Source organism: Myxococcus sp. MISCRS1 (assembly GCF_026626605.1).
GTDB classification, from domain to species: domain Bacteria; phylum Myxococcota; class Myxococcia; order Myxococcales; family Myxococcaceae; genus Myxococcus; species Myxococcus fulvus.
This window is the reverse complement of record NZ_JAPNKB010000001.1, coordinates 7,653,395-7,674,694: the sequence shown is the minus strand read 5'-3', so window position 1 is coordinate 7,674,694 and position 21,300 is coordinate 7,653,395. Positions and strand designations below refer to the sequence as shown.

The 21,300-nt window shown below is 69.5% G+C and carries 14 protein-coding genes; 3 read left to right on the top strand and 11 right to left on the bottom strand.

Features of this window, described 5'->3' with window-relative positions; translation table 11 throughout:
• Positions 1–59: 59 nt before the first annotated feature.
• Complete coding sequence (locus OWM54_RS30645; RefSeq protein ID WP_267699794.1) at positions 60–1,127, top strand: hypothetical protein; 1,068 nt, start codon at positions 60–62, stop codon at positions 1,125–1,127.
• Positions 1,128–1,130: 3 nt separating this feature from the next.
• On the opposite strand, the gene OWM54_RS30640 is transcribed toward OWM54_RS30645, so the two are convergent.
• From OWM54_RS30640 to OWM54_RS30605, 8 genes are all read right to left on the bottom strand, one after another.
• Positions 1,131–2,198, bottom strand: coding sequence for a hypothetical protein (locus OWM54_RS30640; RefSeq protein WP_267699793.1), 1,068 nt, complete (start codon positions 2,196–2,198; stop codon positions 1,131–1,133).
• A gap of 134 nt (positions 2,199–2,332) precedes the next feature.
• The gene (locus tag OWM54_RS30635; RefSeq protein WP_267699792.1) at positions 2,333–3,091 is read right to left on the bottom strand and encodes an ABC transporter ATP-binding protein; all 759 of its coding nucleotides are present in this window, start codon (positions 3,089–3,091) and stop codon (positions 2,333–2,335) included.
• Positions 3,088–4,062: an iron chelate uptake ABC transporter family permease subunit gene (locus OWM54_RS30630; RefSeq protein ID WP_223781726.1), complete on the bottom strand. Its 975-nt coding sequence runs from the start codon at positions 4,060–4,062 to the stop codon at positions 3,088–3,090. Before OWM54_RS30630 ends, OWM54_RS30635 begins: the two co-directional genes overlap by 4 nt.
• Complete coding sequence (locus OWM54_RS30625; protein ID WP_267699791.1) at positions 4,052–5,011, bottom strand: ABC transporter permease; 960 nt, start codon at positions 5,009–5,011, stop codon at positions 4,052–4,054. Before OWM54_RS30625 ends, OWM54_RS30630 begins: the two co-directional genes overlap by 11 nt.
• Positions 5,011–6,012, bottom strand: coding sequence for a siderophore ABC transporter substrate-binding protein (locus OWM54_RS30620; RefSeq protein WP_267699790.1), 1,002 nt, complete (start codon positions 6,010–6,012; stop codon positions 5,011–5,013). The genes OWM54_RS30625 and OWM54_RS30620 overlap by 1 nt, the downstream gene beginning before the upstream one ends.
• 224 nt (positions 6,013–6,236) lie before the next feature.
• Positions 6,237–8,189: a M3 family metallopeptidase gene (locus tag OWM54_RS30615; protein ID WP_223748076.1), complete on the bottom strand. Its 1,953-nt coding sequence runs from the start codon at positions 8,187–8,189 to the stop codon at positions 6,237–6,239.
• A gap of 205 nt (positions 8,190–8,394) precedes the next feature.
• Positions 8,395–11,322: an Ig-like domain-containing protein gene (locus OWM54_RS30610; protein WP_267699789.1), complete on the bottom strand. Its 2,928-nt coding sequence runs from the start codon at positions 11,320–11,322 to the stop codon at positions 8,395–8,397.
• A gap of 93 nt (positions 11,323–11,415) precedes the next feature.
• Positions 11,416–12,219, bottom strand: coding sequence for an SDR family oxidoreductase (locus OWM54_RS30605; protein WP_046715710.1), 804 nt, complete (start codon positions 12,217–12,219; stop codon positions 11,416–11,418).
• 115 nt (positions 12,220–12,334) lie between these two features.
• On the opposite strand from OWM54_RS30605, the gene OWM54_RS30600 reads away from it, so the two are divergent.
• Positions 12,335–14,956: a U32 family peptidase gene (locus OWM54_RS30600; protein WP_267699788.1), complete on the top strand. Its 2,622-nt coding sequence runs from the start codon at positions 12,335–12,337 to the stop codon at positions 14,954–14,956.
• 3 nt (positions 14,957–14,959) lie between these two features.
• Here OWM54_RS30600 and OWM54_RS30595 read toward each other — a convergent pair whose 3' ends face one another.
• The 3 genes from OWM54_RS30595 to dnaE form a co-directional block, all read right to left on the bottom strand.
• Positions 14,960–15,997, bottom strand: a complete 1,038-nt coding sequence (locus OWM54_RS30595; protein WP_267699787.1) for a prephenate dehydrogenase/arogenate dehydrogenase family protein — start codon at positions 15,995–15,997, stop codon at positions 14,960–14,962.
• Positions 15,998–16,032: 35 nt separating this feature from the next.
• Positions 16,033–16,860: a crotonase/enoyl-CoA hydratase family protein gene (locus OWM54_RS30590; protein ID WP_267699786.1), complete on the bottom strand. Its 828-nt coding sequence runs from the start codon at positions 16,858–16,860 to the stop codon at positions 16,033–16,035.
• 71 nt (positions 16,861–16,931) lie between these two features.
• Positions 16,932–20,483: a DNA polymerase III subunit alpha gene (dnaE, locus tag OWM54_RS30585; protein ID WP_267699785.1), complete on the bottom strand. Its 3,552-nt coding sequence runs from the start codon at positions 20,481–20,483 to the stop codon at positions 16,932–16,934.
• Between the two features lie 341 nt (positions 20,484–20,824).
• Here dnaE and OWM54_RS30580 point away from each other — a divergent pair, with 341 nt between their 5' ends.
• Complete coding sequence (locus OWM54_RS30580) at positions 20,825–21,274, top strand: Spy/CpxP family protein refolding chaperone (protein ID WP_267699784.1); 450 nt, start codon at positions 20,825–20,827, stop codon at positions 21,272–21,274.
• Positions 21,275–21,300: the final 26 nt, after the last annotated feature.

The following is a 21,300-nucleotide window of genomic DNA, read 5'->3' as shown; positions in this document are numbered from 1 at the left end:
ACCGGGAGGCCGCGGTGCAGGGCCTCCCGGTTCCCCACGCCCTGCCCGGAGACATGGCCATGCGACGGAGCTTGAAGGTCTTGCTGGTGGGCGCGGGGGTGCTGCTCCTCGCGGGGCTCGGGGTGACGCTCCTGCGGGAGGACGCGCCGGAGGTGACGCCCGTGCAGCCGCCGGGTGTGCCCGTAGCGGCCGTGGCGCCGACGGTGCCGGGCGGCGCGGTGCCCCCTGTGACGACGAGCGGCGCGCGGCCCTCCCCTGCCCCGGTCCCGGAGCCCACGGACACGGAGCTGGAGGAGCTGGCCGCGTCGCTCAAGGGGCGCTACGGGAAGAACCTGAGCGAGCCGCACGCGCAGATACGCCTCGTCGAGGACCTGATGCGCTTCTTCCAGCAGCGCTATCCGGACCGCTGGCGGGAGGAGCTGCTGGCCTTCCTGAAGGCGCACTTCCCGGAGCACTACGACACGCTGGCGGCGATGCTGCGCAACCGCGAGGACTACGAGAAGTGGGTCCGCGACAATGACCACTACCTCAAGGGCTTGAGCGAGCAGGAGCGACGGGCGGCCATCCGCGACGCGCGCAACCGGCTGTTCGGCAAGGACGTGGCGGACCGCATCTGGGCGGCGGAGCTGAAGAACCAGGCCATCGGCGACACGCTGCGCTCGCTCGACTCGCTCCAGGGCAAGAGCGTGGAGGAGAAGCTCTCCACCTTCAAGCAGCGGCTCCAGGAGGTGCACGGGGAGCAGCTCGGGGCCGTGCTCGAGCGGCACCAGCAGGAGCTGATGAACCGCTTCCTCGACGTGTCCTCGGTGCAGACCGATCTGGGCGCCATGTCCGCGGAGGAGCGCTCGCGAAACCTGCGCGCCATCCGCCGGGAGCTGGGGTTGGACGAAGAGGCGTTGAAGCGTTGGGACACGCTGGACCAGAGTCGTGATGCGCGGTGGGACGCGGGCCTGAAGTACATGGCGGAGCGTCAGACGCTCGCGAAGGAGCTCTCCGGTGAGGAGCTGGAGGCGCGCCTCGTCGAAATCCGCGCGCGCTACTTCGGCGCCGAGGCGGAGAGCATCGGCCAGGAGGAGGCCAGCGGCTTCTTCCGCTTCGAGCGCCCGCGTCGGTGGGGACGCAACTGAGGGTCAGAGCGGAGTCTCGCCACCGACGCCCGCCACGGGGGGCTCGACGGGCAGGGGCAGCAGCTTGGGAGACAGGCGGCGGCGCTGCTTGAAGCGTCGCCACTCCTCCGGGAGCGACGACACGGCCTTCGACCGGGCCCCCACGCCGCCCGGCTGCGCGGATTCCCAGGCGCGGGTGATGGGGTCCTCGCTCTCCGGCATGACGCGCGCCACGAGGGGCTCTCCGTGCCGCTCCCGGAGCAGGTCGAAGGCAAGCAGCGCCCACCGTGACGGCCCGGAGTCCAGCAGCACCGTCTCCAGGGCCCGTGCCGCCGCGGCATCCACCTCCGCGCTCGCATGGCCGCGCAGGGGCAACAGCAACATCGGCAACGAGCGGTCCAGGGGCGGATGCGTCACGAAACCTCGCGCCAGCGCCTCGCGCTGCTCCGGGGACAGCCGCACGGACTTGTCGACTCCGCCGACATAGAAGTCCCGCATCACGTCGCCCGTGGGCACCAGCCGGAACAGGCCGTCCCAGCGTGTCGCCGGGTGGCTCGCCGCGAGCACCTCCCAGTCCACGGGCGCCGAGGCCAGCGCCTGCTCGTCCTCGCGATACGGGACGCGGGGGCTCGCCTGCTTCTGGGCCTTCACCGCGAGCTCCACGACGCGCCGGTAGGCCTGGGCCTCATCGTTGTTCGTCGGGTAGCGCGTCCCGTACGACAACCCCACGGTCGACCACGTGCCGTTCCAGCGCGTCAGGAACGCGACGACGAGCAGGCCCTGCTCATAACGCGGGGGCGCGGGGCAACTGGTGAAAGGCAAGTAGGCCACCTCCACCCGCTCATCAGGATGGGCGGTGCCCTTCCAGACCTCCCGCACCCGCAGTCGCGCGACGCCCTCTTCGAAGCCACTGAGCTTGTACTCGTCGTAGTCCTTGAAGGCCCGCGTCGTCACCGCCTCGACCTCCGCCCACACGATGAGCTCCGCCTCCAGCGTCAGCTCCCAGAGCGTCATCGGGGCGATGGGATAGGCCTCCGCGCGGGTCCCGCTCAGGGCGAGCAGCAGCCCGAGCAACAGCGTTCCGATTCGCACCCTGGAATGACGACTGGACTCCTCACGCATGGCACGCCCTCCGCACGAGATGAAGGAAGTGTGCGCCCACGTGGGGACGTGGAGCATCCGCCCGTCCTCACGCCTCCGTCATGCTTCCATCACGGAGCTGGGCGTCAGCGGTAGTGCGTGGCAATCCAGTCGCCGTCGATGCACTGGATGGAGATGTCCAGGTCGTACACGGCCCGCAGGATGTCGGGTCGCATGATGTCCTGGGGGCGTCCCTGGAAGGCCACCTTGCCGTCGCGCATGGCGATGAGGTGGTCCGAGTAGCAGGACGCGAAGTTCAAGTCGTGCAGCACCATGACGATGCTCTTCTTCAGCGAGTCCACCGCGGTGCGCAGCTGCTTCATCATCGCCACCGAGTGCTTCAAGTCCAGGCCGTTGAGCGGCTCGTCCAGCAGCACATGGTCCGTGTCCTGACACAACACCATGGCCACGAAGGCACGCTGGCGCTGGCCTCCGGACAGCTCGTCCAGAAACCGCTCGGAGAGCGTCTCCAGGCCCATGTGCTGGATGGCCCGCTCCACGTGCTCGCGGTCCACCACCGTGGGCCGCCCCTTCGAGTGTGGATAGCGGCCGAACGTCACCAGCTCCCGCACCGTGAGCCGCGACGTCAGGTGATTGTCCTGGCGCAGGATGGCCAGCTTCCGGGCGAGCACGTCCCCCGGCGTGGTGCGCACATCCAGCCCGTCCACCAGCACCACGCCCGAGGACAGGGGCATCACCCGGCTGATCATCGACAGCAGCGTGGACTTGCCCGCGCCGTTGGGCCCGATGATGGAGGTGATTCCGCCCACGGGCAGCGTCAGCGTGACGTCGTCGACCACGAGCGAGCCGCCGTAGCGCTTGGTGACGTTCCTGGCCTCAATCATACCGGCGCCCTCCTCATCAGCATCCCGATGAACACCAGCCCGCCCACGAAGTCGATGATGACGCGGGGGCTGGTGTTGAACGCGAAGACCTGCTCCAGGACGAACTGCCCCGCGACCAGACACACCCCCGCGATGAGCGCCGCGGCGGGCAGCACCAGCGCGTGACGGTACGTGCGCACCAGCGTGTGGGCCAGGTTGGAGACCAGCAGGCCGAAGAACGTGACGGGCCCCACCAGCGCGCTCGACACCGACACCAGGATGGCCACCAGCACCAGGATGATGGCCGCCGTGCGCTGGTGGTCCACGCCCAGGTTGATGGCCGTCTCCCGCCCCAGCACCAGCACGTCGAACGTCTTGAGCATCCGCAAGCCCACCACGGACACGCCCAGCGTCAGCGCGAAGGCGACGACGAGCAGCTCCTGGTCCGGGTTGTTGAAGCTCGCGAAGAAGCGGTCCTGGAGGAAGATGAACTCGTTGGGGTCGATGAGCCGCTGCAGGAAGGACGCGAGGCTGCGGAAGAGCACGCCCAGCACCACGCCCGTCAGCAGCACCAGGTGCAGGCTGCGCCCTCCCCCACCGAAGAGCCCCCAGAACAGGACGGCCGAGAAGGCCACCATGATGAGGACCTCCACGCCGAACCGCAGCCTCGGGTCCAGGCTCGACGCCTTGCCCGAGCCCAGGAAGTAGAGCAGGCACGTCTGGATGAAGACGTAGAGGTTGTCGAACCCGAGGATGGCGGGCGTCAGCACCCGGTTGCCCGACACCGTCTGGAACAGCACCGTGGAGACCGCGATGGCGTAGCCCACCAGCAGCGCCGTCGCCAGCTTGCGCCCGCGAAAGGGCAGCACGAAGTCCCACTGGCCGCTCGCGCCGAAGAGCAGGAACAGCACGGCCACGCCCACCATCACCCCGCCCAGGATGAACAGCGTGCGCTCCGGGCGCCGCTCCACCATCAGGCTCTCAACCGACACGGGCGTCCCGCCTCAACAGCACGGAGAGGAAGAGCACGCTGCCCAGCACCCCCGCGATGGTGGCCCCCGGGATTTCATACGGGAAGCGCACCACCCGGCCGAGGATGTCGCACAGGAGCACGAAGCCCGCGCCTCCCACCGCCACCCAGGGAATCGCCTTCCGCGCGTTGTCCCCCGTGAACATGCTGACCAGGTTGGGGACCAGCAGGCCCAGGAACGGCACCATGCCCACCGTGACGACCACCATGGCGGTGACGAGTGAGACGATGAGCAGCCCCAGCCCCATGATGCGCGTGTAGTTCATCCCCAGGTTGGTGGTGAACGACTCGCCCATGCCCGCGACGGTGAAGCGGTCCGCCGCGACATACGCGCAGCACGTCAGCCCCAAGGTCAGCCAGAGCAATTCGTAGCGCCCGCGCAGGATGGTGGAGAAGTCTCCCGTCTTCCACGCGTTGACCGACTGGAGCAGGTCCAGCCGGTACGCATAGAAGGTCGTGACGGAGTCGAAGACGCTGCCCAGCACCAGCCCCACCAGCGGGACGATGAGCACCGAGCGCAGCGGAATCCGGCGCAGGATGAGCAGGAACAGCGCGGTGCCCCCCATCGCGAACAGGGCCGCCACCAGCATCTTGCCCACCACGGGGAGCTGCGGCGCCAGGACGGCGGCGACCATCAACCCCAGGCTGGCGGACTCGGCGGAGCCCGCGGTGGAGGGCTCCACGAAGCGGTTGCGCACGAGCATCTGCAACAGCAGCCCCGCCACGCCCAGCGACGTGCCCACCAGCATCACCGCCAGGAGCCGGGGGATGCGGCTGATGACCAGCAGTTGGAGCGCCTGTTCATCGGGGCTCGGCGTCACGAGCGCATGCCACGACACGTCGCCGACGCCGATGAGCAGACTGCCCAGCGCCAGGAGGAGGATGACGAGGCCGGCGACGAAGAAGCGCATCAGGGAGCGGGCGTGGCGTACGCCTGGGCCACCTGGTCTCGCAGCAGGCCCACCGCCTGGATGCCACCGCCGATGAGGTATGCGTTGAGCGGGTCCAGGTAGACGACCTGCCCCTTCGTCCACGCCGTCGTCTGGCGCACCAGCTCGTTGTCGAGCACCTGCTTCGCCCCGCCCTGCTGCCCCATGCTCGCGTCGCGGTCGATGACGAAGAGCCAGTCCGGATTCTTCTCGCGGATGAACTCCGAGCCGATGGCCTCGCCGTGCAGCGACGCCTTGAGCCCGTCCGCGGCCACGGGCACGCCGAAGTCCTCGTGCACCACGCCGAAGCGCGAGCCCGGCCCATAGGCGCTGATGCGTCCACCGGTGACGAGCACCACCAGGCCCTTGCCCCGGCTGGCCGTCGTCTCCTTCAGCTTCGCGAGCGACTGGCGCAGGCCATCCACCAGCTCGCGCGCCTTCTCCTCCTTGCCGAAGATGCGCGCGAGCAGTTCGGTGTTGGCGACCACGGTGTCGATGTAGCGCGCGCCGCCCATGGGCACGTCCACCGTGGGGGCGATGCGCGACAGGCTGTCGTACTTCGCGCTGGAGCGGCCGCCGGTGATGATGAGCTCCGGGCGCACGGCGTTGATGGCCTCGTAGTTCGGTTCGAACAGCGTGCCGATGCGCGGGTACTTCGCGTCCGCGAATGGGGCCAGGTGCAGCGGGAACTGGTCCCCCGCCACGCCCACCACCGCGTCCACGCCCAGCGCCTGGAGGATGTCCAGGGCTGCCAGGTCGAACACCACCACCCGCCGCGGATTCAAGGGGACCACCGACTCCCCTCGCGCGTGCTGGACGGTGACGGTGGCCGCCTTCGCGCCGGACGCGGGCTCCACCGCCGGCGCCGTGACGACCTCCGCCGAGGGCTGCTGGAGCTTCACCACCACGCCGATGACGGCCAGCAAGGCGACGACACCGAGAATCGCGAAGGGAAGGAACGAACGCTTGTCAGAAGTGCTCACGGTTTCATCCAGCCGGTGCGCTCGCATGCGAACGCAAGAGGTCGCTCGGGAAGCGCGGCCCCACATACCAGCCTGGGCGTGAAGTCGCACTATTTGATTGTGCGACTCATTATCATTATCGAACGTAATGCGTCAAACGAAGCTCCGGCGAGGGGGGCGTGCGCGGAAACGAGAATGGGGTGCCCCATCAGCGGAGCACCCCACCCGTCAGCCCGGCGTCACGCTCACGCGGCCTTGTTCAGCCAGGCCTCGTAGGCGGTGTAGTCGTAGTCGCGGCCCAGGAAGGCGTGGACCAGCCGGGCCGCGTCGTCGGAGCCACCCGGCTCCAGCACCGCGCGGCGGTAGGCCTTCGCGGGCTCCGGAGACAGCAGGCCCTGCTTCTGGAACACCGTGAACAGGTCCTTCGCGATGACCAGCGACCACATATACGTGTAGTAGTTCGACGAGTACCCCTCCAGGTGCCCGAAGGACAGGTGGAAGTACGTCCCCTCCACGTAGGGGAACGGCGTGTACTTGCCCTGCAGCTCGCGCACGAGCGCCGTGGCGTCCAGGCCCTTCGGCTCCCGCCGGTAAATCTCCAGGCTGAGCGCCGCGTAGAACATCTGCTGGCGCACCCACAGGCCCTTGCCGAACTCCTCCGCGCGGCGCATCCGCGTCACCAGCTCCGCGGGCAGCGGCTCGCCCGTCTGATAGTGCTTCGCGAAGGTCTGCAGGCTCGGCGCGTCGCGCGCCCACTCCTCCAGCATCTGCGACGGCGCCTCCACGAAGTCCCACTCCGTGCGCACGCCCGACACGCCGGCCCAGCGCGTGTGGCCACCGAAGATGTGGTGCAAGAGGTGGCCGAACTCGTGGAGGAACGTCTCCACGTCGTCATGCTGGAGCAGCGCGGGCTCGGCGCCGGGCTTGGGGAAGTTGCACATCAGCACGCCCTCGGGCAGCCGGCGTCCGGCCTTGCCGCTGGTGAGGGTGAACTGGGCCGCGTGCTTGTACTTGTCCGCGCGCGGGTGCATGTCCAGGTAGAAGCGCCCCTTGACGGCGCCGTCCTCCAGCACGTCGTAGGCCTCCACGTCCGGGTGCCACACCGTGGCGTCGGTGATGCGCCGGTAGGTGACGCCGAACATCTTCGCCGTCAAATCCAACATGCCCTGCTTCACGCGCGAGTACTCGAAGTACGGACGCACCGCCTGCGAGTCGAACGCGTACTGCTCCGCCTTGATGCGGTCCTCCAGGTAGGCCTGGTCCCACGGGTCCACGCGCGCCGCGTCCGGCACGTCGCGGCGCTTGCGCTCGAGCAGCAGCGCGTAGTCCCGCTGCATCCGCGCGCCGGACGCCTGGGAAATCCGCTCGATGAAGTCCGCGGCGGCCTGCTCGTCGCGAATCATCTTGTCCTCGGTCGCGAAGGCCGCCCAGTTGCGGAAGCCCAGGAGCGTCGCCAGCTCGTGGCGGCGGGCCACCATGCGCTCGAGCACGTCGGTGTTGCTCGGGTGGCCGCGCAGCCGGAAGGCGCGCCACATCTGCTCGCGGGCCTTGGCGTCGCGCGAGTACGTCATGAACGGGATGATGTCCGGGTAGTCGGTGGTGATGACCACCTGTCCGTCGGCGCCCGGCGGATGCGCGCGGACGTAGTCTTCCGGCAGGCCGTCCAGCGCCGCGGGCGGCAGGGACACGGTGCGCGTGTCCTGGAGCATGTTGCGGCTGAACTCCTGGCCAATCTTCACCAGCTCGTCGTTGAGCGCCTTCACGCGCGCGCGGGTGGCGTCGTCGCGGTCCACGCCGGAGCGGCGGAAGTCGCGCAGCACCTTCTCCACCCACTTGCGCGTCTGCGCGTCCTGGCCGGACACATCCAGCGAGGCGAGGACGTCATAGACGCCCCGGTCCATGCGGATGTCGGTGGCGAGCGTCTCCAGCTCCTGCTCCGCGGCCTCGGCGGCGTCGCGCATGGCGGCCTCCGGGTGAGAGTGCCGGGCGACGCTCGCGCGGGCAGCCGCGTCGTCGAGCGAGGCCATGGCCTCGTCGTAGAGCTCCAGCACCTGGACCACGTCGTAGGGGGCCTTGAGGCCCTTGAGGCGGGCGATGCCGGCGCGCGTGGCCTCCATGGCGGCCTCTCCGGAGCGCCGGAACTCGGCGGGCGGACAGGTGATGAGGCGGACAGCGTCGGTGACGGGCGTTTCAGACACGGGCTGCTCTCCTGAGCGTGCTGACGGGTTTCACCCACGCTCCTCGCGTTCTTCCGAGGAGCGACGGAAGGATGCGGGGCAAAGGTAATCCGCCCGCCGCTCACGAGCAGCAGCCTTTCACGGCCGGACGGCACGCTGGCCGACAGTGGGCCGCCCCCACCCCACCCCGGGAGGGCACGTGGGCCCTCCCCGGCTGTCGGCTGGACTACCGACGAGGGGGCGTCCGGACCGGCAGCGCCGGAGACGGCGGGGCGTCCAGCACGTTCACCTCCTGGGACGCGGTCAGCGCCGGGTCCTCGGTGTCCTCGGCCAGGACGGTCATGGTGTCCGACTCGGAGAACGTCACGCTGAAGACGTGCACGCCCGCGCTGGCCTCGGTGAAGGTGAAGGGGGCCGGGAGGGTGGCCCCCGGGTCCTGGGCCACTCGCACCTCCACGGTGCCCCGGTAGCCCGAGGCCGGGTTCTCGTACGCATCCTGGAGCGTCACCGTGACGTCGACCGGCTGACCTACCGTGGGCATCGGTGTCGCGACCGACAGGAGCATCGACACCGCCGGCCCTGGCGTCACCTCCGCCTGGACCTCGACCGACAGCCCGCCCCCCGCCTCCGACACGGTGAGGGTGTGCGTGCCCGTGCTCTTCAGGGCCGCGGTGAAGGTGAGCTGCCCCGCGTTCGGGGCCGCGAAGTCGAGCGTCAAGGGGAACTCAGCCTGCGCATCACTCGACTCGAGCTCCACGATGCCCATGTAGTCGGTGACGACGTTGTCGAACGCATCCCTCATGCTGAGGGTGAGCACGTGCTCGGAGCCCGCCTCCACCTCGGCGGGGAGCCCCTCGAGCGTCAAGTGGTGGGGTACCCCGCTTGTGACCTGCGCCTCGACCGAGCCGGTGAGCTGCGACGGGCCCGTGGCCGTCACGCGCTGCAGGCCCGTGGTGACCAGCACCACCGGACTGCCGAAGACGTGCACGCCCTCGTCCTGTGTCGTGAAGGTGTGGCTCGCGGGGAGCACCGCGTCCGGGTCCGTGGAGGTGAGCGCCACGGCGCCCGTGAAGTTCCGCACGGGGTTGCCGAACGCGTCCACCACCGTCACCGTCACCGTGGACTCGTCTCCCGCGGCGACGGTGGAGGCGAGCCCCGTGAGCACCAGCTCGGCGGGCGCGGCCGCGTCGATGTCGAACTCCTCGCTCTGCACGGTCAGCCCGTTCGCGGTGGCGACGAAGCGGTACGTGCCCGCCTCCTCGAGGACCAGGTTCGTGAAGCGCGCCACGCCGGCCACCGCGGAGACCTGCACCGGCTCGAAGTCCGCGCCGCCGACGAGCGACAGCGTGACGGGCAGCGTGGACGCGGTGACGACGTCGCCCTGCGGATTCAGGAGGGAGACGACCACCTCCACCAGCGGCTGCCCCGCGGTGCCCGACGCGGGCTGCGGGGTGAAGGCCACCTGCGTCACGTCGTTGCTCTGCGTCTGGAAGGCCAGGCTGTTGGAGAGCGTGGTGTTGCCGCGGTTGTCCGTCACGCGCAGCGCCGCGTGGTAGGTCTGCTGCGGCGTCAGGTCCCCGATGGTCGCGGACTCGGCGGTTCCAGGCTCCGCGGGAGCCCCCACACCGCCCACGGGCGTGGCCCCGTCGAAGTCCGCGGCGGTGACGATGGGCGACATCGAGTAGCGCAGCGACTGCGCCGTGGCCCGGCCCAGGAGGCCATCGTCTCCGACGGCGGTCCACGTCAGCGTCACCGAGTCGGTGCCCGGCGTCCCGAGCGCGAGCGTGGGCTGCGCCGGCGGGAGGTCATCGATGATGGAGAGCGTCTGGCTCCGGGCCTGCGCGAGCCCGCTCGCCGTGGCGAGCAGGTGATGGTCGCCATCCGAGTCCACGCGCAGGCCGGTGAAGCGGGCCACGCCGTCCACCGGCGCCAGTTGGGTGACGCCCACGAGCGGGATGCCCTCCTCCAGCGCCAGCGTCACCTGGGGGGCGCCCACCAGCGCGACGTTGCCGTGGGCATCGTGGAGCTCCACCGTCACTTGCGACAGCTCGCCGCGCACGGAGGCCGCGGGAGGCGCGCGGGTGATGGCGAGCACCGACGCGGCGCCGGCCACCACGCCCACCGTCCGCCGCGTGCTGAGCACCGCCACGTCCACGTCGCGCACGGTGAGCTGGTGGCTGCCCGCGCGGTTCAGCGTGATGCCGGTGAAGGTGAAGCGGCCCATGTCCTGTGGGGTGAAGGCATGGGACGGGGGCAGCGAGGCCGAGGCATCCGTGGCGAGCAGCCCGAGCGTGCCCCGGTAGGTCGTGACCACGTTGCCGGAGGCATCGCGCACCGTCACCTGCGCGGAGCGCTGCGTGCCGGCGACGGCGACGGCCTCGAGCCCCTCGACCTCCAGGGATGCGGGCACCCCCGGGAGCACGTTGAACGAGTCCAGGATGGCGTCCGCCACCCCCGGCGCGCTCGCCACCAGCCTGCGTCCCACCACCGCCTTGCGGACCAGCAGGTCGTCGAACCGCGCGACGCCGTTCACCGGCGTCACGGTGAGCGTCCCCTCCAGGACCGCGCCCTCGGGGTTGACGGGGAGCGACAGCGTCACGGGGGACGTGGCATCCGCGACGAGCCGTCCGTCCTCGTTCACGAAGCGGACTCCCAACGCCGGAAGCCGCGCGCCCGCCGAGCCATCCACCACGGACGTGGAGAACTCCAGTCGCGTGGCCACCGATGAGACGAAGGTGAAGGTGGGCTGGGACACGAGCACCACCGAGCCGCCCTCGGCCGCGACGGAGGCCGTCACCCGCTTGACGCCGCCGCGCGTGGAGACCACGAAGCCGACCGCCACCCCCGCTGCATCCGTCCGGCCCGGCTGCGTCACCACGTTGCCCTCACCCGACACCGCCACCGCCACGGTGCGGCCGGCCATGGGCGCGCCGTCCTCGTCCTTCATGAAGACGGTGATTTCGCCCCGGTCCTCACCATTCGCGACGAGCTGCCGCGCCGGCGTCAGGAGGACCGTGGAGGCGACGGCGTCCGGCAGCAGCGGCGGGGGCGCGAACTGCTGGGGCGGTGAGTCCTCGCCACAACCGAGCAACAGACCGAGGCACAGCAGGACCCACCCGAGAAGCCGGGGTGACGGACGAAGGCTGACGGACATGCGGTTCTCCGGAACGCGAGCGGCCCCCCCAGGGAAGGTACCGCTCGCGTCGCCTTCTATCAGACCTACCCCCGAAGACGTACCCGCGGGGGGCTACATGCCCAGGGCGCCCATCAGCGCGGCGCCGCCCAGCAGGGACTGGCCGCCGTCACAGACCATGATGGAGCCGGTGATGTAGGACGCGGCATCCGACGACAGGAAGAGCGCCAGGCGCGCGATGTCCGCCTTGGTGCCGAAGCGCTGCAGCGGCAGCAGCTGCGCGAGCTTCTGGGTGCCCTCCTCGCTGGGGGCGAGGCGCCGCATGCCCTCGGTGTCCTCGATGGGGCCGGGGGTGATGGCGTTGACACGCACGCCAGCGCCGCCCCACTCGAGCGCCAGCACGCGGGTGAGCATGTCCACGCCCGCCTTGGCGGCGCAGACGTGGGCCTGCATGGCCATGGGCAGGTAGGCCTGGGGCGCGGAGATGTTGATGACGGAGGCGCCGGGCTTGCGCAGGTGCTCGAAGCCCGCGCGGCACAGGTTGAAGGTGCCCAGCACGTCGATGTCCATCACGGCCTTGAAGCCGTTGGAGGACATGCCCAGGGCGGGCGCGGGGAAGTTGCCGGCGGCGCCACAGATGAGGATGTCCAGCTCGCCGTACGCGTCGCGCACCGTCTGGAGCGCCTTCTCCACGGAGGCGTAGTCACGCACGTCCGCGGGCACGCCCATCGCGGTGCCGTGGGCCTGCAGGCCCTTCACCGCGCCCTCGAGCTTCTCCACGTTGCGGCCATTGATGGCCACCTTGGCCCCGGCCTTCACGAACGCCTCGGCGATGCCGAGGTTGATGCCGCTGCTGCCGCCCGAGATGAAGGCCACCTTGCCCGCGAGCAGCCCGTCCTTGAAAACGCCATCCGCCATGACTCGTCTCCTGTGGAAGCAACCGGGCGGCGACTTGACCAGAACCTGCCGCACCGCGTCCACGAGCGATTGAGGACGGACGCGGGCAGAGGCCCTCTGTGTTAGAGGTCCCGACATGCGCCGTCGTCCTGAAATCCTCGCTCCCGCTGGTGACCTCGACTCCATGAAGGCCGCGCTGGCCAGCGGCGCGGACGCCATCTATTTCGGCCTGGACGAGGGCTTCAACGCCCGCGCCCGAGCGGAGAACTTCTCGCTCGCCCGCCTGCCGGAGACGCTGGCGATGGTGCACCGCGCGGGCGCCCGGGCGTACCTGACCTTGAACACGTTGGTGTTCGAGCCGGAGCTGCCGGTGGTGGAGGACATCCTGCGGCGCGTGGCCGCGGCGGGCGTGGACGCGCTCATCGTGCAGGACCCGGCGGTGGCGCTGGTGGCGCGCGCGGTGTGTCCGCAGATGGAGGTGCATGCCTCCACGCAGATGACGATTTCGAGCGCGGAGGGCGCGCGCTTCGCCCGGGGCCTGGGCGCCACGCGCGTGGTGGTGCCGCGCGAGCTGTCGGTGGCGGAGATTGCGCGGCTGGCGTCGGAGACGGACATCGAGCTGGAGGTCTTCATCCACGGCGCGCTGTGCATGTCGTGGAGCGGCCAGTGCCTCACCAGCGAGGCGTGGGGTGGACGCTCGGCGAACCGGGGACAGTGCGCGCAGTCGTGCCGGCTGCCGTACGACCTGGTGGTGGACGGGGAGACGAAGGACTTGGGCGACGTGCGCTACCTGCTCAGCCCCAAGGACCTCGCGGGCGTCATGGCGGTGCCGAAGCTGGTCGAGGTCGGCGTGCACTCGCTGAAGATTGAAGGTCGGCAGAAGGGGCCGCAGTACGTGGCCACGGCGGTGCGGGGCTATCGGCGCTGGGTGGATGGAGTCGCCGCGGGACAGGGCGACACGGGCGCGCTGCGCAAGGACCTGGCCGACATGACGCTGTCGTACAGCCGGGGCTTCTCGCACGGGTTCTTCGCGGGCTCGGACCATCAGACGCTGGTGGAGGGGCGCTTCCCCAAGCACCGCGGTGCGTTCCTGGGCGTGGTGGAGTCGGTGCACGGCCGGGATGTGCGCGTCGTGGAGGACCCGAAGGGGCGTCCGTGGACGGGCGGGCTGGGCGCGGACACGCGAGCTGGAGCGCCGCAGGGCAAGGTGTCGTCTCCGCTGGAGACGGAGGCGCCCGTGGCCGCCGAGCTGTCACCGCGTCCGGGCATGGGCGTGGTGTTCGACGACGGGCATCCCGAGGACAAGCACGAGGCCGGTGGGCCGTTGTTCCGCGTGGAGCGCAAGGGACACGGGTGGGTGCTCGGCTTCGGCAACCCCGGGCCGGACATGTCGCGCGTCGCGGCGGGGCAACGCGTCTGGGTGACGAGTGATCCCGCGCTGGTGAAGCAGACGGAGGAGCTGCTCGCACAGGGTGAGCCCGAGGGGCGTGTACCGCTGACGCTCACGGTGTCGGGCTCGGCGGGGACGCCGCTGGTGGTGACGGGCACGGCGCGCGGTGGGCATGTGTCGACGGCGTCGAGCACGACGCCGCTCGCGCAGGCGCGGGCGGGAGGACTGGACGCGGCGCTGTTGAAGGACAAGCTGGCTGCGCTGGGTGGGACGCCGTTCCATCTGGCGGAGCTGGAGCTGTCGGGGCTTTCGCCGGGGATGCACCTGCCGGTGTCGGAGCTCAAGGCGCTGCGGCGCTCGTTGGTGACGGAGCTGACGGAGTCGGTGTCCCGGGGCCTTCCGCGCACGGTGCGCGAGTCGTCCGTGCTGGACGAGGTGCGGGGCTCGGCGCGAGCGCGGGTCGTCGCCCGGTCGGTCGTCGAGGGCGCGCGGCTGTTGCCGCTGTGCCGGACGGACGAGCAGTTGGAGGCGGTGATTGCGGCGGGGCTGCCGGAGGTGGAGCTGGACTGGATGGAGCTGGTGGGGCTCCAGCGCGCGGTGGAGCGGGCGAAGGCGGCGGGGCTGAAGGTGACGATTGCGACGGTGCGGGTGCAGAAGCCCGGCGAGGAGGGCTACGACGCGCGCATCGCGAAGCTCAAGCCGGACGCGGTGCTGGCGCGGCACTGGGGCGCGATGATGCACTTCCTGGAGCGTCCGTTCGCTCCGGGCGAGACGCGGCCCGCGCTGCATGGGGACTTCTCGCTCAACGTGACCAACTCCGTGACGGCGCTGCATCTGTTGGGGTTGGGGCTGGACACGCTGACCTTCGCGCACGATTTGGACGCGGTGCAGCTGGGCGCGATGTTGGAGCACCTGCCGGCGGAGCGCTTCGCGGTGACGGTGCACCACCACATCTCCACGTTCCACACGGAGCACTGCGTGTATTCGCACACGCTGTCGCACGGGCGTGACTACCGCAGCTGTGGACGGCCGTGTGAGAAGCACCGGCTGTCGCTGCGCGACCACAAGGGCCTGGAGCATCCGGTGGTGGTGGACGTGGGGTGCCGGAACACGGTGTTCAACGCGCAGGCGCAGAGCGCGGCGTCGCTGGTGCCGTCACTGCTTGCCCGTGGGGTGCGGCGATTCCGCGTGGAGTTCGTGCGTGAGTCGCGCGAGGAGGCCACGCGGGTGCTGGGCGCGTATCAGGAACTGCTCGCGGGACGCATCTCCCCGGCGGAGACCGTACGCCGCGCTGCGGTGCACGAGCAGTTCGGGGTGACGAAGGGGACGATGAAGGTGTTGAACCCCACGTTCACCGTGCAGCGCTGAGGGTCAGGGTTCCTCGTCGGGCCTGGTGACGGTGTCGCGGCACAGTCGCAGCACGAAGTGGAAGACCTCGTCGATGGAGCCGGTGTGGAGGCCGTCGTGCTCCGCCCACGCGCGTCGGGTGTCGAGCATGGAGGCTTCCCGCTCGGCGTCGGGGAATGGGAGCCCGTGTTCGGACTTCACGCGGGCCGCGTCCTGGACGAGTCGGGCGCGGCGCGCGAGCAGTGAGACCAGTTCCCGGTCGACCTGGTCGATGCGCTGACGCACGTCGAGCAGGGCGGGAGGCGCGGTGGGGCTGCGCACGGCCTTCGCGGAGGCCTCGAGGCCCTGGTGGAGCTCGGTGAGGGCCGTGAGCAGCTCCGCGCGAGCCTCGCGGGCGTAGGGGTTCTCCGACTGCACGACGTTGAAGAGGTGGGGCACTTCGGTGCGCGCGTACTCTTCGAGTCGAGCCACGGGCTGGAAGCTGGGCGGAGCAAAGGGAATGCCCTTCCCCACTCCGGCCTTCACGAGCCCGTGCGCGAGGAAGAACGTGAGCACATGCGTGCGAGCCATCAGCGCGTCGTGTGCCTCGGGAGTCATCTCCGTTACTTCGCAGCCGAGCCGCTCGAACAGCGCGCGGGCCCGCTGGGCGGCCTCGGGGTGCAGCGAGTTGGGACACACCACGGTGCGCCGGGCATCCCCGCGCGCGAGGCTCGCGGGCCCGAAGAGCGGATGCGTCCCGACCCAGGGGATGTCGCGTCCCAGCACGGTGGCGAGCGCCTGCACGGGGCTCACCTTCACGCTGCCCACGTCGATGACGAGCTGGGTGGGGGACAGCAAGGGGCGCAGCGAGGTCAGCGCGTCGTGCATGGCGGTGACGGGCATCGCCAGCACGAGCAGCGAGGAGCGAGCGGCCAGCTCCGCGAGCGAGCCGGCCTGGAGCTTGGGAGGGACCTCATCGAGCTTCGGGTCATGGACGCGGTGGGGGATGCCCGCGTCCGCGAGCAGCCCCGAGAGGGCGCGACCGAAGCGCCCATAGCCCAGCAAGCCAACCGTCTCCGTCATTCCGAGGGACTCCCGAGACTTGGACGTCGGTGGAATCAGCGGCCCAGGAACCTGGCGGGGCGGCGCTCGGCGAAGGCGGAGAAGGCCTCGGCGAGGTCATGGGACTGGAGGAAGGCGGAGTTCCACACGGCGACGTAGCGCAGGCCATCGGCGGTGGACTTGTCGGCGCAGAACTCCATGACCTGCTTGGCGCCCTGGACGACGAGGGGCGGATTGTCGGCGATGCGGCGCGCGGTGGCACGGGCCTGGGTGAGCATCTCCTCCGCGGAGGGGAACACCTCGTTGACGAGCCCCATGCGAAGGGCGCGCTCGGCGTCCACGTCGCCGCCGGTATAGGCGAGCTCGCGGGTGTGGCCCTCGCCGATGATGCGGGGCAGCCGCTGGAGGGCGCCCAGGTCCGCGACGATGCCGACCTTCACCTCGCGCAGGGAGAACTTCGCGTCGCGCGAGCAGTAGCGGAAGTCGCACGCGGCGATGAGGTCCATGCCTCCACCGATGCACCAGCCATGCACGGCGGCGATGAAGGGCTTGCGACAGCGGGCGACTCCCTCGGTGGCCTGCTGCATGTCGCCGATGAGCTTGAGGAGACGGGTGCGTTCGAGGGCGAGGTTGTTGTCGCCGGTGAGCAGCGGCCCCAGGGACTCCATCATGCCCATGAGGTCCAGGCCGTAGGTGAAGTGGTCGCCGTTGCCACGGACGAGCACCACACGGACGGAGTCATCGTCATCGAGTGCGCGGATGGCCTCCGGCATCTCCCGCCAGAAGTCCGGGCCCATGGCATTGCCACGCCCGGGGCCCAGCAGAACCACCTCGGCGACTCCATCCGCCTTTTCGATGCGCAGCGACTTGTACGTGGCGTCCATCACGGCCTCCCGCGAGAGTGAGCGCACCGTACCTCACCCACGCGAAAGCGGCGCGTGACAGCGCCCCTTCATCACCCGAACTCGACCACCTTCATCCCGAACAGTCGGTCCACGGCGAGCAGCAGGTCGTCATGCACCTGGACCTTCAGGGACGTGTTCCCGATGAGCGCCTCCGCCTCACCGGGGAACAGCACGCTGACGGCCACGGGCGTGGCTCCCGCGTATTTCTTCGCCAGGTCGTTGAGCTTCGCCACCCGGTCCTCCGTCAGCAGGTCCGCCGGCACCCGCAGCTCCAGCCGCTTGGTGCGCTTCTCCCGGACCTCCTTCAGGCTCTGGATGTTGTCGACGATGAGCTCCGGCGTGGGCGAGTCCTCGTCGCGCTGGCTGATCTGCACCGTCCCCGTCACCAGGATCGGGTCGTCCGACTTCAGCAGGTGCTCCCAGTTCTCGAACCCCGGCTTGGGCCCCTGCTTCGTCCACTTGCCGTTGCTCCCCATCACGCTGCGCGTCCCCTCCTTGCCCGGGAAGCACACCAGCTCGATGGAGCCCGACAGGTCTTCAATCGTCACCCACGCCATGCGCTTGCCCGTCTTCGTGGGCCGCTCGCGCAGCACCGTGACGACGCCCGCCACCGTGAGCTTGTCGTCCTTGCGCGCGCGCTGCACCGCCGTGATCGGCTTCGCGTAGCGCTTGAGCTCCTTGTCGTATTGATGCAGCGGATGGCCCGACACGTAGAAGCCGATGGCCTCCTTCTCCAGCGCCAGCCGCTCCTTCTCCGACCACTCCTCCACCACCACGTAGTCGTCCTTCAGCCCCGCCCCACCCGACGCCGGCCCCGCCAGCATCCCGAACAACGAGCTCTGCCCCGCCGCCTTGTCCTTCTGGCTGGCCGAGCCCCGGTTCATCGCCTTCTCGATGGTGTCGAAGATCTGCCGACGCGGCCGCTTCTCGAAGTCGAACGAGCCCGCCTTCACCAGCGCCTCGAGCACCTTGCGGTTCACCTTGCGGCTGTCCACCCGCTCGCAGAAGTCGAACAGGCTCTTGAAGTGCCCGTCCTTGCGCGCGTCCAGGATGGACTCGATGGCGCCCTCGCCCACGCCCTTGATGGCGCCCAGCCCGAAGCGGATCTTCCCGTCCACCGCGCCGAACTGCAGGTCCGACTGGTTCACGTCCGGCGGCAACACCTGCAGGCCCGACTCGCGCGCCTCGCCGATGTGCTTCACCACCTTGTCCGTGTTGTCCTTCTCACTGGAGAGAAGGGCCGCCATGAACTCGCACGGGTAATGGGCCTTCAGCCACGCCGTGTGAATCGTGACCAGGCCGTACGCCGCCGAGTGGCTCTTGTTGAAGCCGTACTCGGCGAACTTCTCCATCAGGTCGAAGATTTCGCCGGCGACCTTCAGGTCGACGCTGTTCTTCGCACACCCCTCGAGGAAGCCGGCGCGCTCGGCCTGCATGACCTCGGCCTTCTTCTTGCCCATGGCGCGGCGAAGCAGGTCCGCGCGGCCCAGGGTGTAGCCACCCAGGACCTGCGAGATCTGCATCACCTGCTCCTGGTACACGATGACGCCGTACGTGTCCTTGAGCACCGGCTCCAGCGCGGGGTGCGGATACGACACCTTCTCACGCCCGTGCTTGCGGTTGATGAAGACGTCCACCATGCCGGAGTCCAGCGGACCCGGGCGGTAGAGGGCGCCGGCGGCGATGACGTCTTCGAAGCAGGACGGCTTGAGCTTCACCACCATTTCCGTGAAGCCGCTGGACTCCATCTGGAAGACGCCGGCCGTGTCGCCCTTGGCCATCAGCTCCCAGACCTTGTCGTCGTTGAGCGGAATCTCGTGCCGGGGGATGTCCTTGCCGTGGTTGCGCTTGACCAGGTCCAGCGCGTGCTGAATCACCGTGAGCGTCTTCAGGCCGAGGAAGTCGAACTTCACCAGCCCCGCCGCCTCCACCTCGTCCTTGGCGAACTGGGTGATGAGCGTCTTCTCACCCGGCGGCTGGTAGACGGGCACGAACTCCCACAGGGGCTTGTCGGCGATGACCACGCCGGCCGCGTGCATGCCGGGCTGGCGGTGCAGGCCCTCCAGCGCGAGCGCGATTTCCAGCACGTCCTTCGTCGTGACGGGCTTGCCCTCCACCTCGCCGATGTTGCTGGGCTTCTCCATCATCTCCTTGAGGCGAGGCTCCATCTCGATGGCCTCCTTCAAGGTGATGTTGAGCACCTCCGGCACCAGCTTCGCGATGCGATCTCCCTCGCTGAACGGCAGCGCGAACACGCGGCACACGTCGCGCAGCACGCTCTTGGCCTTCAGCGAGCCGAAGGTGATGATCTGCCCCACGTTCATCTCGCCGTACTTGCGGCCGACGTACTGGATGACCTCGTCGCGCCGGTCCTGGCAGAAGTCGATATCGAAGTCGGGCATCGACACGCGCTCCGGATTCAGGAAGCGCTCGAACAGGAGGTTGTACGGGATGGGGTCCACGTCGGTGATGCGCAGCGCGTACGCCACCAGGCTGCCGGCGCCGGAGCCACGGCCCGGACCCACGGGGATGCCCATCTTCTTCGCCCAGTTGATGAAGTCCTGGACGATGAGGAAGTAGCCGCTGAACCCCATCTTCTGGATGACGCCAATCTCCAGCGACAGGCGCGCCTGGTACTGCTCGCGGTCGATGGGGTAGGTCACCGTGGCCGCCAGCTCGTTGAAGCGCTCGCGCAGGCCCTCGTAGGCCAGCTCCGCCATGAAGCTGTCCGGCGTGTGGCTGTCGGGCACCTTGAAGGTGGGCAGCATGGGCTTGCCCAGCTTGAGCTCCAGGTTGCACTGCTCGGCGATGCGCTGGGTGTTGTGGACCGCCTCGGGCGTGTCCTTGAAGAACTCCAGCATCTCCGTGGGGCTGGTGACGTAGAGCTTGTCGGTGGCGTGCTTCAGGCGCTTGTTGTCCGCCAGCGTCTTGCCGCTGGCGATGCACATGAGCAGCTCGTGTGCGCGCGCGTCCTCGCGCTTGATGTAGTGCGCGTCCGCGGTGGCGCACAGCGGGATGTCCAGGTCCCGCGACAGCTGCATCAGGTTCTCGTTGGCCTTGTCCTGCTCGGGCATCCCGTTGGACTGCACCTCCAGGAAGAAGTGCCCGGGCTCGAAGATGTCCTTGTACTCCTGGGCCGCGCGGCGGGCGTGGTCCATGTCCCCGCGGAAGCACGCGCTCGTCACCTCGCCGCCCAGGCACGCCGTCAGCGCGAACAGGCCCTTGCTGTGGTCGGCGAGCACCTTCTTGTCGATGCGCGGGTGGTAGTAGAAGCCCTGCATGTACGCCGTGGATGACAGGTAGCGCAGGTTGGCGTAGCCCTCCGCGTTCTTCGCCACGAGGATGAGGTGGTGGGAGACCTTCTCCGAGCGGTCCTCACGCCCCTTGGGACCGGCGACGTACGCCTCCATGCCGAGGATGGGCTTGATGCCCGCGTCCTTCGCCTTCTTGTAGAAGTCGATGGCGCCGAACATGTTGCCGTGGTCCGTCACGGCGACACTCGTCATCCCCTTCTCCTTCACCGTCTTGATGAGGTCCTTCATCCGGATGGCCCCATCGAGCAGTGAGTACAGGGTGTGAAGGTGCAGGTGGGTAAAGGACATGGTGAGGCGAACAGTATGGCCCTCGCCCCCTGCTCGCCAGTCCAGTGTGCGCCCCGCGCGCGAGGGGCCCTGGAGGCCGGAAAATCGGCCTCTTGCGCCGTCGTGTCCCCGTCGGAAAACGGCGGTTCCGGGCCATCGGAGAACTTGACTCCGCGCGCCTCCCCACCCGGCGTCCAGGCGAGCACGTCCGGGGCGGAAATCCGGAGGCGCACGGGCCTTCATGTTTCTTCACGCCCGGTACAAGCGCGCCCAAAACCCGGCCGGCACATTGGGCAGCGTCGCCAGTACGGCGCAGCCACCCGGGGCCGCTTTCGGCGCGCCCCTTTGCCGGAGAGAAGACCATGATGAAGAAGCTCGCCATCGCCAGTTCCGCCGTCGTCGCCGTCGTGCTGCTCAGCGGCTTCGCCTTTCGCGGAGGGCACCACGGCTGGGGCCACAACCCCGAGCGCATCAAGCAGGTGGTGACGTGGAAGCTCAACGACAAGCTGGATGACCTGGACGCGACGGAGGCCCAGCGTCAGTCCATCCACGCGGTGAAGGACCGCATGCTCGAGCAGGGCGCGAAGCTGGCCGAGGAGCAGCGCGGGGTGCGCTCGGAAGTGGTGGGCCAGCTGGAGTCCGCCACGCCCGACGCGAAGCGGCTGCACGCGCTGGTGGACGAGCGCATCGAGGCCCTGCGCGCGTTCGCCCACCAGGCGACGGACGCGGCGCTGGAGGTGCACGGCACGCTCACGCCCGAGCAGCGCAAGGCGCTGGCCACGGAGTTCCGCGAGCGCACCGGCATGGAGTGAGGAGCCGCGTCCCCCACTCAACGGCC